At 43.5% G+C, this 14,499-nt stretch carries 8 protein-coding genes, 2 tRNA genes and 3 rRNA genes; 5 read left to right on the top strand and 8 right to left on the bottom strand.

The genetic code is table 11. From position 1 onward, the window contains the following. Positions 1–101: 101 nt before the first annotated feature. Together SB49_RS05515 and SB49_RS05520 are read left to right on the top strand one after the other, a co-directional pair. Positions 102–2,477, top strand: coding sequence for a TonB-dependent receptor (locus SB49_RS05515; protein ID WP_062054611.1), 2,376 nt, complete (start codon positions 102–104; stop codon positions 2,475–2,477). A 46-nt stretch (positions 2,478–2,523) separates the two neighbouring features. Then, complete coding sequence (locus SB49_RS05520) at positions 2,524–3,297, top strand: DUF4249 family protein (RefSeq protein WP_162254203.1); 774 nt, start codon at positions 2,524–2,526, stop codon at positions 3,295–3,297. A gap of 6 nt (positions 3,298–3,303) precedes the next feature. Here SB49_RS05520 and SB49_RS05525 read toward each other — a convergent pair whose 3' ends face one another. Together SB49_RS05525 and SB49_RS05530 are read right to left on the bottom strand one after the other, a co-directional pair. Further along, a complete protein-coding gene (locus SB49_RS05525; protein WP_062054615.1) occupies positions 3,304–4,644 on the bottom strand; it encodes a GntP family permease in 1,341 nt (446 codons plus the stop codon). 12 nt (positions 4,645–4,656) lie between these two features. Continuing rightward, on the bottom strand, positions 4,657–5,790 hold the full coding sequence (locus SB49_RS05530; RefSeq protein ID WP_062054617.1) for a glycerate kinase: 1,134 nt from the start codon (positions 5,788–5,790) through the stop codon (positions 4,657–4,659). A gap of 120 nt (positions 5,791–5,910) precedes the next feature. Here SB49_RS05530 and SB49_RS05535 point away from each other — a divergent pair, with 120 nt between their 5' ends. After that, complete coding sequence (locus SB49_RS05535; protein ID WP_062058909.1) at positions 5,911–6,150, top strand: DUF6095 family protein; 240 nt, start codon at positions 5,911–5,913, stop codon at positions 6,148–6,150. 179 nt (positions 6,151–6,329) lie between these two features. After that, entirely contained in the window at positions 6,330–6,851 is a 522-nt protein-coding gene (locus tag SB49_RS05540) for a 5' nucleotidase, NT5C type (protein WP_062054619.1), read from the top strand. Positions 6,852–6,995: 144 nt separating this feature from the next. On the opposite strand, the gene rrf is transcribed toward SB49_RS05540, so the two are convergent. The 6 genes from rrf to SB49_RS05575 form a co-directional block, all read right to left on the bottom strand. Next, positions 6,996–7,107, bottom strand: a 5S ribosomal RNA gene (gene rrf, locus SB49_RS05545). Between the two features lie 124 nt (positions 7,108–7,231). Then, positions 7,232–10,063: ribosomal RNA gene (locus SB49_RS05550) — 23S ribosomal RNA — on the bottom strand. 183 nt (positions 10,064–10,246) lie between these two features. Further along, positions 10,247–10,320: transfer RNA gene (locus tag SB49_RS05555), tRNA-Ala, on the bottom strand. Between the two features lie 123 nt (positions 10,321–10,443). Further along, a tRNA-Ile gene (locus SB49_RS05560) sits at positions 10,444–10,517 on the bottom strand. A gap of 90 nt (positions 10,518–10,607) precedes the next feature. Beyond that, positions 10,608–12,125, bottom strand: a 16S ribosomal RNA gene (locus SB49_RS05565). Together the 16S, 23S and 5S rRNA genes with 2 tRNA genes alongside form the textbook arrangement of a ribosomal RNA operon. Positions 12,126–12,605: 480 nt before the next feature. Further along, positions 12,606–13,280, bottom strand: coding sequence for a DUF4294 domain-containing protein (locus tag SB49_RS05575; RefSeq protein ID WP_062058911.1), 675 nt, complete (start codon positions 13,278–13,280; stop codon positions 12,606–12,608). A 102-nt stretch (positions 13,281–13,382) separates the two neighbouring features. Between SB49_RS05575 and SB49_RS05580 the strand changes: the two genes are divergently transcribed. After that, positions 13,383–14,471, top strand: coding sequence for a M42 family metallopeptidase (locus tag SB49_RS05580; RefSeq protein WP_062054623.1), 1,089 nt, complete (start codon positions 13,383–13,385; stop codon positions 14,469–14,471). Positions 14,472–14,499: the final 28 nt, after the last annotated feature.

Consider the following 14,499-nt stretch of genomic DNA (forward strand, 5'->3'; position numbering starts at 1 on the left):
ATTTAAGGCCCAACAGATTATGTTGGGCCTTTTTATTTTAAATAACTGTTAACATTTTTCTAACCATAAATATTCTATTTACTTTTATCAAAACAGTTTTAATGCAACATAGGTACTGGCCCGTCCTTTTCGGTTTCTTTTTATTCTCCCTTTATTCGTTTTCTCAACAGAAGTATACCCTCAGCGGCACCATTAGTGAAATAAGCAGTAATGAATCATTAATAGGTGTAACGGTGGCCATCCCAGAATTAAAAACGGGAGTGGTGAGTAATGAATACGGATTTTTCTCAATCACCCTACCCGAGGGTGTCTACGAAATTCAGATAAGTGCCATTGGCTTTAGAGAGATCGTTCAAACAATTTCCTTGACTGAAAATCTTAAAATCAATTTTCAACTGGATGAAAAGGCAGAAGAATTGGAGGAGGTTATCCTCGTAGAGGATGTTGAAAAATTGAATATCCGAAAACCCCAAATGAGTGTCAATACGTTAAGTGCTGGGACCATAAAAAAGATACCTGTGGTTTTAGGAGAGGCAGATGTTATTAAATCCATTCTCCTACTTCCTGGTGTCACTAGTGCCGGGGAGGGTGCTTCGGGTTTTAATGTTCGGGGCGGCGCAGCAGATCAAAACCTGATTCTCTTGGATGAGGCCATCATTTTTAATTCGTCCCATCTATTTGGATTTTTCTCCGTTTTCAATCCAGATGCCATAAAAGACATAAAATTGTTCAAAGGAGGCATACCCGCCAAATACGGGGGAAGACTTTCGTCCGTGTTGGATATTTATCAAAAAGACGGTAATAGTAAAGCTTTAAAAATTAGCGGTGGTATAGGTGCTGTTTCCAGTAGATTACTGGTAGAAGGGCCATTGGAAAAAGATAAGAGTGCATTCCTTATAGGTGGTAGGGCGTCTTATGCACATTTGTTCCTTCCACTTTTTGATAATGACAACAAGGCCTATTTCTATGACCTAAATACCAAGCTCAACTATAAAATAAACGATAACAACAATATTTATCTTTCTGGATACTTTGGAAGGGATGTATTCAGTATCTCTGAACGTTTTGTAAATGTTTACGGCAATTCCGTTTTCAACTTGCGCTGGAACCATCTGTTTTCTGATCGTCTCTTTTCTAACCTTTCCCTTATTTATTCTGATTATTTCTATGGGTTGGAATTGGATTTCGTGGGTTTCAAATGGAATTCAGGGATACGAAACTTCAATCTTAAATATGATTTTAAACAGTACATATCCAATACATTTCAATTGAACTATGGGCTGAATGATATCTATTATAATTTCAATCCAGGCGAAATTGAGCCTAATAGGGAAGATTCCGGTATCATTGCAGAACAATTGACCCAAAAATATGCCAATGAATTTGCAGCCTATATTGATGCCGAACATCAAGTTTCCGAGCAATTGACATTACAGTATGGCTTGCGATGGAGCAATTTTATAAGGTTGGGACAAGATGAGTTAAACATATATCAAGATAATAATCCGGTTATATTCAATCAGGAGTTTCAAATCTATGAAAAAGCAGATCCAATAGGTATTGAGCGTTATAAACGAACGGATCGATTGGCAACCTTCAACACCTTGGAACCAAGGCTGGCAGTTGCTCTTGCTCTAAACAATGAAAGTTCAATTAAGGCCAGTTACAATCATATGGCCCAATACTTAAGCCTATTGTCCAACACAAGCTCCCCTACCCCTCTTGACGTATGGACGCCAAGTGGCCCTTATGTAAAACCTCAGATTTTAGATCAGTATGCCTTGGGCTATTTCAGAAATTTTAATAACAATGAATACTCCTTGGCAACAGAAGTTTTTTATAAGGATATTGACAATAGGATTGATTATATAGATGGTGCGGATTTAATTGCAAACAACGCTATAGAACAAGTAATTCTCAATGGACAGGCCAGGGCATACGGATGGGAACTCTCTTTAAATAAAAATGAAGGGTCTTTGCAAGGCTGGATATCTTACACCCTTTCCAAATCTGAACAGAGAACACCTGGAAGAACCGCAGACGAACCCGGAATCAATATGGGAAATTGGTATACCACAGGGTATGATAAAACCCATGATATTGCTATCAATGCCTCCTATGAGTTGAATTCTAAATGGAGCTTTAACAGCAACTTTATTTTTCAGACCGGACAACCTACCAACTACCCCATTGGCCAGTATGAATTTAAAGGCTTGGTCATTCCCGTTTACGGGGGTCGGAATGAACAACGTTTGCCCGCATATCACAGATGGGACATTGCCGCCACCCTCACCCCAAGAAAGAACAAGAATAGAAACTTGCAGGGCGAATGGGTTTTCAGCATATATAACATATACAACAGACGAAATGCTGCTTCTATCAACTTTGAGCAGAACCAGGATACAGGAAGAAACGAGGCGATCCGTACCGCCATTTTTGGATTAGTACCTTCCGTTACCTATAATTTTAAATTTTAATATGGCGACAAAACGATTATATATACTACTCCTAATAATGGCCTTCATGAGCTGTGAAGATGTCATACAGGTCGATTTGCCAACATCAGCACCTAGGCTGGTCATCGATGCCAGTTTCAGTGTGTTTTTCAATGAATTTCCGAGCACTATAGAAGGTTCGGTCATCCTTAAATTATCTGCTCCCTTTTATCAAGAAGAATTGGAACCGGCCAACAATGCCACTGTTTTTATTACAAATACCAATGATGGTAACATATCTCAATTTGAAGAAAATGGGGATACTGGAATATATGAGCCCATAGAACCGTTTGACCTCCCTAATTTTAATGATGAATATGAGCTAACAGTAGTTTATGACTCTGAAACTTATAAAGGAAGTGTAAATCTTATTCCGGCTGTTCCCATAGATGAAATCAGTCAAGGAGAAGGCACGCTGTTTACAGGGGACGAAACGGAGGTCTTGGTGAAATTTACAGACGATGGCAGTAGGGACGACTACTACCTGTTTGATCTCGATTTTGATTTATATCTTCCCACTGAAGATAGATTTTACCAAGGGGAACAGTTTGTTTTTTCCTACTTTTATGAGGATCTAGAACCAGGAAAGGAAGTGACCATTACCATAAATGGGGTGGACAGACAATTTTATAACTATATGACGATTTTAATTGATCAGAGTGGACAAAACGGAGGCGGACCTTTTGAATCTGTCCCTTCAACGATCAGAGGCAATATGGTCAACACTACCAATCCGGATAATTATCCGTTGGGCTATTTTTCCTTGGCCGAGGCCAATAGGCTCTCCTTGATTATTGAGTAGAGTTTGTTACCCAAAGAAATATTGAATGCCCAATACCAATAGCAATCCGGTTATTCCTTGGAAAAAAGTGGCCACGGTCTGGCTTTTAAGTGCGGTTTTTACATCCATATTTGAGAATTGGGACACCACCCAAAAATAACTATCGTTCACATGGGAGACGGTCATGGCGCCAGCACCAATAGCAAGTACGGTACATGCTTTTGAAATTGGGGTTTCCAATCCCAAGGAGGTAAGTAGCGGGGCCATGATTGCAGCAGTAGTGATGATGGCTACCGTTGAGCTTCCCTGAGCTGTTTTTAATACGGCCGCTATAAAAAAAGCGATCAGTATTCCACCAAATAACAGGTCTGCATTTATAGGAATATAATTGGCGATGTCCATTGCCCGCAACACACTTCCAAAGGCACCTCCTGCCCCGGTAATCAAAACAATTAGTCCGGCTTCCTTTAAGGCGCCCACAACCCAGTCATAACGGGTTTTTAAACTTGCCTTTCTACCCATATTAAAGGCAAATACAACGCCTATGAGCAGCGCAATAGTTGGACTTCCCAAAAAACTTGTCGTATTTATAAACCAACCCGGTTCTAAATGAAAGCCAGGGTATTCCAAGATCGATTTCAATGCAATCAATAGGATGGGAACCAGTAAGGGTAAAAATGCAGCTAGGGTACTTACCGTGTATTCAGCATTCTCTTCACTAGGTGTACTATCTTGATTCCCATAGGCTTTGTCTTCACCGGCCACAAGCTTTCTTCCAATATAATTAGCCCAAAGAAAACCTACCAGGGACACAGGAATAGCCACAGAAAGACCTAATAGCATGACCAATCCCAAATCTGCCTCGAGCACTGCGGCGGCGGCCAATGGTCCCGGTGTTGGGGGAACAAATACATGGGAGGCATAGAGGCCCGTTGCCAATGCAACGGCGAACACCACAAGGGATAAACCTGTTTTTTTGCTCAAAGCTTTGTTCAAGGATGATAAAATAATAAACCCTGAATCACAGAAAACAGGAATGGAAACAACAAACCCTGTGATGTTCATGGCCAAAGGGGATTGTTTAAGGCCTACTATTTTTAAAATGGTATTTGCCATGACCTTGGTCCCATTGGTTTTTTCCAAGAAGATACCTATTACTGTTCCGAAGGCAATGATAAGTCCAATACTGGATAGTGTCTTTCCAAAACCTTCAGAAATGGTTTCTAAAATCACCTCGGCCTTCATCCCCAACATACCGCCTGCCAGCAAGGCTGCTATTATCAGTGAAAATAGTGGATGTATCTTTAGTTTTATGGTGGCAATAATGATAAAAACAATCACCAGTAAAAGAACAAGGAATACATTCATGGGCAGTAGTATTTAAGCGGGTTTCTGTTGTTCGAAATAATTATAAATAGTTTTTTCTATCAATTTGGCCGCATTATCCATACTATATTGCATGGGTTGGGAGGCATCCATTATTTCCAAAACTTCTTTCAAGCCTTTCTTCTTTAACTCATCCGCTGCAACATCCAGTTTTCCACAAACGGCAATAACAGGGATTTGATATTGTAAACCAATATCCATTACACCCTTTATTAATTTTCCGTGAAGGGTTTGCTCATCTATCTTTCCTTCCCCAGTAATAATATAGTCAACGGGGGTTTCTTTTAACAACTGTGGAATTCCTGCCAATTTAAAAAGAAATTCAATTCCACTGATAAATTCAGCATTAAAGAAAGTTTTCAATCCATAGGCCGTACCACCTGCTGCACCTGTACCGGGCAATTCTGCATGGTCTACTCCCATTTCATTTTGTACCACCCTGGCCAGATTTCTCAATCCATTGTCCAGAGTTTCAATCTGTATGCCATCGGCTCCCTTTTGTTTGGCATAGACATATGCTGCTCCTTCCTTACCAAATAATGGATTGGTCACATCATTTACGGCTGTAAAGGATATTCCTTTCCAAATTGGATGCTCCTTTTTTGATATTTTCGAAATAAGGCTCAGATTCTTTCCTTTTGGAGCCAGTTCATTGCCCTTGGTATCTAAAAATCGATACCCCAAGGCCTGTGCTATCCCTGTTCCCCCATCATTGGTGGCACTGCCGCCCAATCCAATAATTATGTTCTTAGCCCCTCTCTTTATGGCATCCTCGATCTGAATTCCAGTTCCAATGGTTGATGTTTCCATCACATTTAATTCGGCAGTGGAAAGAAGTTCAATTCCCGAGGCTTTTGCAAGTTCTACATAAGCCGTACTATTTATTGTATTGTACAGATAATAGGCCTTGATGGGTCTTCCCAAGGGATCAATGGTTTCTACTTCTGCCCTTTCCAAGGATATATAATTTTGAACGGCATCCAAGAACCCGTCGCCGCCATCGGAGGCCATTACCTTAAATATTTCTGCCCTTGGTGCAGATTTAAGAATGCCTTGGGACAATGCCTTTACAACGCCTTCAGCGGTTACAGAACCTTTGAACTTATCTGGTATTAGTAAAATGTTCATGATTCTGAAATTTTGTGCTTATTTGGGCTTTGAATGAGATTTGATTATTTATCAATGTTCTTGTTACTCTTAAATATACATATTATAATTAAATTTGAAGGAAAACTAAATCATAGTCTAATGCGCACCAATAAAGACCTACTATTAAAAGGAGTTAAGTATTTAGGATTTACAGTAGCCCTAATGTTTGCAGCTCCCTTTGCTATCTATCAAGCTTTTAAAAATCAAGAGCATCCACTATACCTACCTGTTTTGATTACTGGATTAATTTTAGCAATTGGAGCTATAGCTTTGGGTTTTTATGGCATTAAGACCATTATGGACAGTCTTTTCAACAAAAAAAAGGATTCGTCCGTTTGAAAATACATTCGATTGGCTATTAGACCTCTCGGTGGTGCTTCTAGTGTACCAGATCAATTGTAAATATTTTATCTAAGAAATAAACAGATATAACTTATTCATTTCTAAACTATTACAGTAATCTCATATGGCCATTTTTTGTGAGAAAATGGTTATTTTTGTACTCTAAATTTAATTCAATGACCTTATTTGTCGATATGGACGAGGTATTTGCTGATACCTATAATGCCCACATAGTACGTTATAATGAAGAATTCAATGAGAACCTTACGGTTATGGACTGTATGGGAAAGGAAGTATGGCAATGCGTCCCCGAAGAACGACAACGAAGTGTAAAAAACCATGCAAGGTCGGAAGGATTTTTTAGAGATTTAGAGCCTATAAAAGACAGCAAGGAGGTTCTGAAGGAATTATCATTAAAGTATAATGTTTTTGTAGCATCAGCGGCAATGCAGTTTCCCAATTCGCTTCGAGAAAAAAGTGATTGGTTGGATAAGCACTATCCTTTTATCCAATGGCAAAATAGAATTCTATGTGGTAGTAAGCACATTTTATATGGTGATATTTTGATTGACGATCGCAGTTACAACCTTGAATATTTCAAGGGAAGAAAAATACTGTTCACATCACCCCATAACATACACACTACGGCATATGAGCGAGCAGATAATTGGTTGGAGATAGCCAATAAGTTATTGTAATACTGAATATAGCTAGTTTTACACAATGGCTCACCATTTTTTGGTGGGCCTTTTTTGATCGGTCAGGTAAGACCAAGTGAAACTATATTATTTCACTATGGGGCATAAAAAAACCCCTCATCGTTGGATGAAGGGTTCTTCAAAAAAAGGCGGCGACCTACTCTCCCACTTGGTATAGCAGTACCATCGGCGCAGATGGGCTTAACTTCCCTGTTCGGAATGGAAAGGGGTGGGCCCCATCGCCAGAGCCACCTTAAGTTTTAAGTGCACGCTCTTGATTGTGCACTGTTGCGGGTTAGCGCAACGAATATCGTTAACATAAAGGGACAGGGTGCGTCCTAATGAAAGGACGCCACGGTAATACAATTCACGGGGCGCGGTTGCGCAAGTCTACGGGCAATTAGTACCACTCGGCTACGACATTGCTGCCCTTACACCTATGGCCTATCAACGTGGTCATCTCCCACGGCCCTTTAAAGAAATCCCATCTTGTGGCGGGTTTCGCGCTTATATGCTTTCAGCGCTTATCCCATCCCGACTTAGCTACCCAGCAATGCTCCTGGCGGAACAACTGGTGCACCAGAGGTCGGTCCAACTCGGTCCTCTCGTACTAGAGTCAGATCCACTCAAATTTCTAACGCCCGCAGTAGATAGAGACCGAACTGTCTCACGACGTTCTGAACCCAGCTCGCGTGCCACTTTAATGGGCGAACAGCCCAACCCTTGGGACCTTCTCCAGCCCCAGGATGTGACGAGCCGACATCGAGGTGCCAAACCCCCCCGTCGATATGAGCTCTTGGGGGAGATCAGCCTGTTATCCCCGGCGTACCTTTTATCCTTTGAGCGATGGCCCTTCCATGCGGAACCACCGGATCACTATGCTCTTGTTTCCAACCTGTTCGGCCTGTATGCCTCTCAGTCAAGCACCCTTGTGCCATTGCACTCTACACACGATTGCCAACCGTATTGAGGGTACCTTTAGAAGCCTCCGTTACTCTTTTGGAGGCGACCACCCCAGTCAAACTACCCACCACGCACTGTTCTCTCTAATGAGAGTTAGGCCCCGAATAAGCAAAGGCTGGTATTTCAACAATGGCTCCACAACGCCTGGCGACGCCGCTTCACAGCCTCCCAGCTATCCTACACATTACTTACCCAGGGTCAATACGAAGCTATAGTAAAGGTGCACGGGGTCTTTTCGTCCCACTGCGGGTAATCGGCATCTTCACCGATACTACAATTTCACCGAGCTCATGGTTGAGACAGTGTCCAGATCGTTGCACCATTCGTGCAGGTCGGAACTTACCCGACAAGGAATTTCGCTACCTTAGGACCGTTATAGTTACGGCCGCCGTTTACTGGGGCTTCAATTCAATGCTTCTCCGAAGATGACATCTCCTCTTAACCTTCCAGCACCGGGCAGGTGTCAGGCCCTATACTTCATCTTTCGATTTTGCAGAGCCCTGTGTTTTTGATAAACAGTCGCCTGGACCTCTTCACTGCGGCCCCCCCAGAGGGGGGCGACCCTTCTCCCGAAGTTACGGGTCTATTTTGCCTAGTTCCTTAACCATGAATCTCTCGAGCGCCTTAGAATACTCATCCCAACCACCTGTGTCGGTTTAGGGTACGGGCTGCTTCACTTGGTTTTCTCGGAGGATGTTATGCTGGATTATCACCTTGGCCGAGGCCTCGGTGTACTATCGGGGCGTCACCGCTCCCTTCAACGTACTATTCCGTCAGTACGCACCAACGCCACATCCCCGTCACTTTTATTGTGAGCAGGTACCAGAATATTAACTGGTTGTCCATCCACTACCCCCTTCGGGTTCGCGTTAGGTCCCGACTGACCCCCAGCTGATTAGCATAGCTGGGGAAACCTTGGTCTTTCGGCGTGCGGGTTTCTCGCCCGCATTATCGTTACTTATGCCTACATTTTCGTTTGTAGCTCCTCCAGCATCCCTTACGGAACACCTTCAGCGGCACTACAATGCTCCCCTACCCCTCTAATAAATTAGAAGTCACAGCTTCGGTGATATACTTATGCCCGATTATTATCCATGCAAGATCGCTCGACCAGTGAGCTGTTACGCACTCTTTAAATGAATGGCTGCTTCCAAGCCAACATCCTGGCTGTCAATGCAATCTCACCGCGTTTTATCAACTTAGTATATACTTGGGGACCTTAGCTGGTGATCTGGGTTCTTTCCCTCTCGGACATGGACCTTAGCACCCATGCCCTCACTGCTGACCATCATTTTATAGCATTCGGAGTTTGTCAGGAATTGGTAGGCGGTGAAGCCCCCGCATCCAATCAGTAGCTCTACCTCTATAAAACTATATGTCAACGCTGCACCTAAATGCATTTCGGGGAGTACGAGCTATTTCCGAGTTTGATTGGCCTTTCACCCCTACCCACAGGTCATCCCAAGACTTTTCAACGTCAACGGGTTCGGTCCTCCACTGTGTGTTACCACAGCTTCAACCTGCCCATGGGTAGATCACACGGTTTCGCGTCTACCACTGCTAACTAAAGCGCCCTATTCAGACTCGCTTTCGCTACGGCTCCGGACCTGAAGTCCTTAACCTTGCTAGCAACGGTAACTCGTAGGCTCATTATGCAAAAGGCACGCCGTCACACGTAAACGTGCTCCGACCGCTTGTAGGCGTATGGTTTCAGGATCTATTTCACTCCGTTATTCACGGTTCTTTTCACCTTTCCCTCACGGTACTGGTTCACTATCGGTCTCTCAGGAGTATTTAGCCTTGGCGGATGGTCCCGCCAGATTCACGCAAGGTTTCACGTGCCCCGCGCTACTCAGGATACCACTATCGGTAACGGTCTTTACCTGTAAGGGGCTATCACCCTCTACGGCCAAGCTTTCCAACTTGTTCCAGTTCATTACGCACCGAATGTCGTGGTCCTACAACCCCGATATTGCCGAAACAATATCGGTTTGGGCTAATCCGCTTTCGCTCGCCACTACTAACGGAATCACTATTGTTTTCTCCTCCTCCGGGTACTTAGATGTTTCAGTTCCCCGGGTTTGCCCATCTTGCGATGTACTAGTCCTTCAAACTAGTGGGTTGCCCCATTCGGATACCTGCGGATCATTTCGTGTGTGCCGATCCCCGCAGCTTTTCGCAGCTTATCGCGTCCTTCTTCGCCTCTGAGAGCCTAGGCATCCCCCATACGCCCTTATTTAACTTGTCGCACCTGCTTCGCCCTAAGGCCAAGCTTGCGCCCTCGTAATATTATTCGTATTAATTTCCATGACGTACAATCATCCCTGGTGGTATGAATTGTACGCACTTTGTCCCAATATGTCAATGAACGTTTCGGCGAGGATACTAAGTGATGAATTTGATAACATCCCTAATACCGTCTTGTGCCGTTGTGGAGAATATCGGAGTCGAACCGATGACCTCCTGCGTGCAAGGCAGGCGCTCTAGCCAGCTGAGCTAATCCCCCATTTCGAAATCCCGGATGTAGCACCCTGAATCATTTAATGAGTAGAACCCTCTGCTCCTAGAATTTCCTTCAATCTGTCAATCAATGAACTTTTTACATTTTTCCCCTGGGGGAGTCCTGTTGTAGTCTCAGGCAGACTCGAACTGCCGACCTCTACATTATCAGTGTAGCGCTCTAACCAGCTGAGCTATGAGACTCATTATAGTTTATTGTTCTTTAATGGTAAAACAGCAATTTTGAGAACGGGTCTTCAGATAGGACCTTACTCCTTGGTCGTCTTTCTCTAGAAAGGAGGTGTTCCAGCCGCACCTTCCGGTACGGCTACCTTGTTACGACTTAGCCCTAGTTACCGATTTTGCCCTAGGCCGCTCCTTGCGGTGACGGACTTCAGGCACTCCCGGCTTCCATGGCTTGACGGGCGGTGTGTACAAGGCCCGGGAACGTATTCACCGGATCATGGCTGATATCCGATTACTAGCGATTCCAGCTTCACGGAGTCGAGTTGCAGACTCCGATCCGAACTGTGACCGGTTTTATAGATTCGCTCCCTGTCGCCAGGTGGCTGCTCTCTGTACCGGCCATTGTAGCACGTGTGTGGCCCAGGACGTAAGGGCCGTGATGATTTGACGTCATCCCCACCTTCCTCACGGTTTGCACCGGCAGTCTGGCTAGAGTTCCCGACATTACTCGCTGGCAACTAACCACAGGGGTTGCGCTCGTTATAGGACTTAACCTGACACCTCACGGCACGAGCTGACGACAACCATGCAGCACCTTGTGATCTGTCCGAAGAAGGCTCTATCTCTAAAGCTGTCAGACCACATTTAAGCCCTGGTAAGGTTCCTCGCGTATCATCGAATTAAACCACATGCTCCACCGCTTGTGCGGGCCCCCGTCAATTCCTTTGAGTTTCATTCTTGCGAACGTACTCCCCAGGTGGGATACTTATCACTTTCGCTTGGCCGCTCAGACCGAAGTCCGAACAGCTAGTATCCATCGTTTACGGCGTGGACTACCAGGGTATCTAATCCTGTTCGCTCCCCACGCTTTCGTCCATCAGCGTCAGTGTATGGTTAGTGACCTGCCTTCGCAATCGGTATTCTATGTAATATCTATGCATTTCACCGCTACACTACATATTCTAGCCACTTCACCATAACTCAAGACTACCAGTATCAAAGGCAATTCTACAGTTGAGCTGCAGACTTTCACCCCTGACTTAATAGTCCGCCTACGGACCCTTTAAACCCAATGATTCCGGATAACGCTTGGATCCTCCGTATTACCGCGGCTGCTGGCACGGAGTTAGCCGATCCTTATTCTTACGGTACCGTCACCGGGCTACACGTAGCCCTTATTCTTCCCGTATAAAAGCAGTTTACAATCCATAGGACCGTCTTCCTGCACGCGGCATGGCTGGATCAGACTTCCGTCCATTGTCCAATATTCCTCACTGCTGCCTCCCGTAGGAGTCTGGTCCGTGTCTCAGTACCAGTGTGGGGGATCTCCCTCTCAGGACCCCTACCCATCGTTGCCTTGGTGTGCCGTTACCACACCAACTAGCTAATGGGACGCATACTCATCTTATGCCGTGACCTTTAATCAGAAAACGATGCCGTTCTCCGATACCATGAGGTATTAATCCAAATTTCTCTGGGCTATCCCTCAGCATAAGGCAGATTGTATACGCGTTGCGCACCCGTGCGCCGGTCGTCGGCGGTGCAAGCACCCCGTTACCCCTCGACTTGCATGTGTTAGGCCTGCCGCTAGCGTTCATCCTGAGCCAGGATCAAACTCTTCATCGTTGTTTTGTAAATAATTTCCAACGACCAAGGAAATCCGATCTTCCGGCCCATTCTCAAAATTTTAATTCAGACATCACAATCGCTAAAACTGTGACATCCTACGCTGTCTTTCCAATATGTTAAAGAACTTGTCTATTCTTGTTTTTATTCTGTCGCTCTGTCTCCCAAAGCGGGTGCAAATATACAACCCTTTTTGTTCCCCGCAAATAAAAAATGAAAAACTTTTTTCTTTTCTCTTTTGCTGCTCCAGAACCTTCAATGAACACGGCCTTTCGACCGTTTTTCCCTCCACATCCCTCGTTGTTTCGGGCTGCAAACCTACAACCTTTCCGCAATACCACAACACTTTTTTTTGCCTTTTTTTAAAGGAAATTTAAAGTTGTTTTTAAATCGCTTAAAATTAGATTATTGCAGGAATAATTATTTTTAAAAAGGGTATTAAATTTAATGGATTAAATTGAATTACACAACTATTTTTTTTCAATTCCCATTCTTCTTCCACTTGTTGGAAAGGGATGCGTAATCATAATCCAATACCGACTCCTGTCTTTCCAGCTTTCTCTCCGCGAAAGCCCTTTGTAAAATATCTTCTATGAGGTAATCCTCAAGGACATTTTCTGGATGAAATTCCTCCTTAATACTTATATTAAAAAATTTGGCTGTGGTATTGTACCAGAACGCTCGCCATCCACTGCGTAATTCCTTTACCAGGTCAAACGCCGTTATGCCCGTTTGCCTATGAATAAGCTTTACCAAAATCTGCCCCTCAGTTCTGGTCAACTTCTTTAACTCCTCCGAAAACTCATCCTCTATATATTTCTGAACCTTCTTGGTGTACTTTCTTCGTTTAGATTTTGATTTAATAATTTCCAAGCTATCCGTTAAACCCACCAAGCGTTCCGAAGCCAACTTTGCATATGGATACACCTTCAATGTTTTCCTCTTTAATATATAGTATCGAAGCTTATCCTTATAAGAAGGGAATTTCAACTGTCCAAAAACAAATACCTCCCTTAGAGGAATAGAGCTCACAAAAACAGAATCCCCATACATCTTTACATATTGTGTGGCCAGGGAATCTACCTCCTCTTCCCCTTGGGCAAAAGCAAAGAAGCCCATCAATACAAAAACAAAAACCAACAATTCTTTTTTCATGCTTCTATCAAACTCAAAAATCGTGCTAAAATTAAACATTATCCCACAATGTTATTATTAAATAAAAGTGAATATCGTTAAGTTTGTACAAAACAAAATTACATGAGTTCAAAAAAGATACTTACTAAAAAGTCGATTGATTTTTTTGAGAAATATTTAAACAACCCTTCCCCGACCGGATATGAGTGGGAAGGCCAAAAAATATGGATGGATTACCTGAAACCATATGTGGATACCTTTATAACGGATACCTATGGATCGGCAGTTGGCGTAATCAATCCAGATGCCAAATACAAGGTAGTAATAGAAGGACATTCTGACGAAATTTCATGGTATGTAAATTACATTACTGACGAAGGTCTTATCTATGTGATCCGAAATGGGGGGAGTGATCACCAAATAGCCCCTTCCAAGTGGGTTAATATCCATACCAAAAATGGTATTGTAAAAGGTATTTTCGGTTGGCCTGCAATACACACGCGGGAAAGCTCAAAAGAAGAACCACCAAAACTGGATAATATCTTTGTGGATATAGGAGCCAAAGACAAAAAAGAAGTTGAAAAAATGGGCGTTCATGTAGGTTGTGTGATTACCTATCCAGACACATTTCAGATTTTGAACGGCAATAAATTTGTTTGTCGTGCTATTGACAATCGCGCAGGAGGTTTTATGATTGCAGAAGTGGCCCGTCTTTTACACGAGAACGGAGTGAAACTACCGTTTGGATTGTATATTACAAATTCCGTACAGGAAGAAATTGGTTTGCGTGGTGCCGAAATGATCACCCAAACAATCAAACCAAATATTGCCATTGTCACAGATGTGTGTCATGACACCACAACACCAATGATAGAAAAGAAAAAGCAAGGTCATACCGAGATAGGTGCCGGTCCTGTTATTTCTTATGCGCCTGCAGTACAGAACAAACTGCGGGAACGTATCTTGGAAACTGCCGAAGCCCAAAAAATACCATTTCAGCGTATGGCCTCATCCAGATATACAGGAACTGATACAGACGCCTTTGCCTATAGTAACGGTGGTGTAGCCTCGGCCCTTATTTCCCTTCCCTTAAGATATATGCACACCACAGTAGAAACCGTGCATAGGGATGATGTGGAAAATGTGATCCGATTAATTTACGAAACCCTCCTTACCATTAAAGACGGGGAATCATTCAGTTATTTTGAATAAATAAACCATTAAAACCCTCCCCAACAGG

Source organism: Sediminicola sp. YIK13 (assembly GCF_001430825.1).
Taxonomy (GTDB): Bacteria; Bacteroidota; Bacteroidia; order Flavobacteriales; family Flavobacteriaceae; genus Sediminicola.

Excerpts from the sequence above, each read along its gene's own strand:
- SB49_RS05530 (WP_062054617.1), bottom strand. The coding sequence starts at position 5,790 with ATGAACATTTTACTAATACCAGATAAGTTCAAAGGTTCTGTAACCGCT.
- SB49_RS05575 (WP_062058911.1), bottom strand. The coding sequence starts at position 13,280 with ATGAAAAAAGAATTGTTGGTTTTTGTTTTTGTATTGATGGGCTTCTTT.
- SB49_RS05515 (WP_062054611.1), top strand. The coding sequence starts at position 102 with ATGCAACATAGGTACTGGCCCGTCCTTTTCGGTTTCTTTTTATTCTCC.
- SB49_RS05540 (WP_062054619.1), top strand. The coding sequence starts at position 6,330 with ATGACCTTATTTGTCGATATGGACGAGGTATTTGCTGATACCTATAAT.
- SB49_RS05525 (WP_062054615.1), bottom strand. The coding sequence starts at position 4,644 with ATGAATGTATTCCTTGTTCTTTTACTGGTGATTGTTTTTATCATTATT.
- SB49_RS05580 (WP_062054623.1), top strand. The coding sequence starts at position 13,383 with ATGAGTTCAAAAAAGATACTTACTAAAAAGTCGATTGATTTTTTTGAG.
- SB49_RS05535 (WP_062058909.1), top strand. The coding sequence starts at position 5,911 with ATGCGCACCAATAAAGACCTACTATTAAAAGGAGTTAAGTATTTAGGA.
- SB49_RS05520 (WP_162254203.1), top strand. The coding sequence starts at position 2,524 with ATGAGCTGTGAAGATGTCATACAGGTCGATTTGCCAACATCAGCACCT.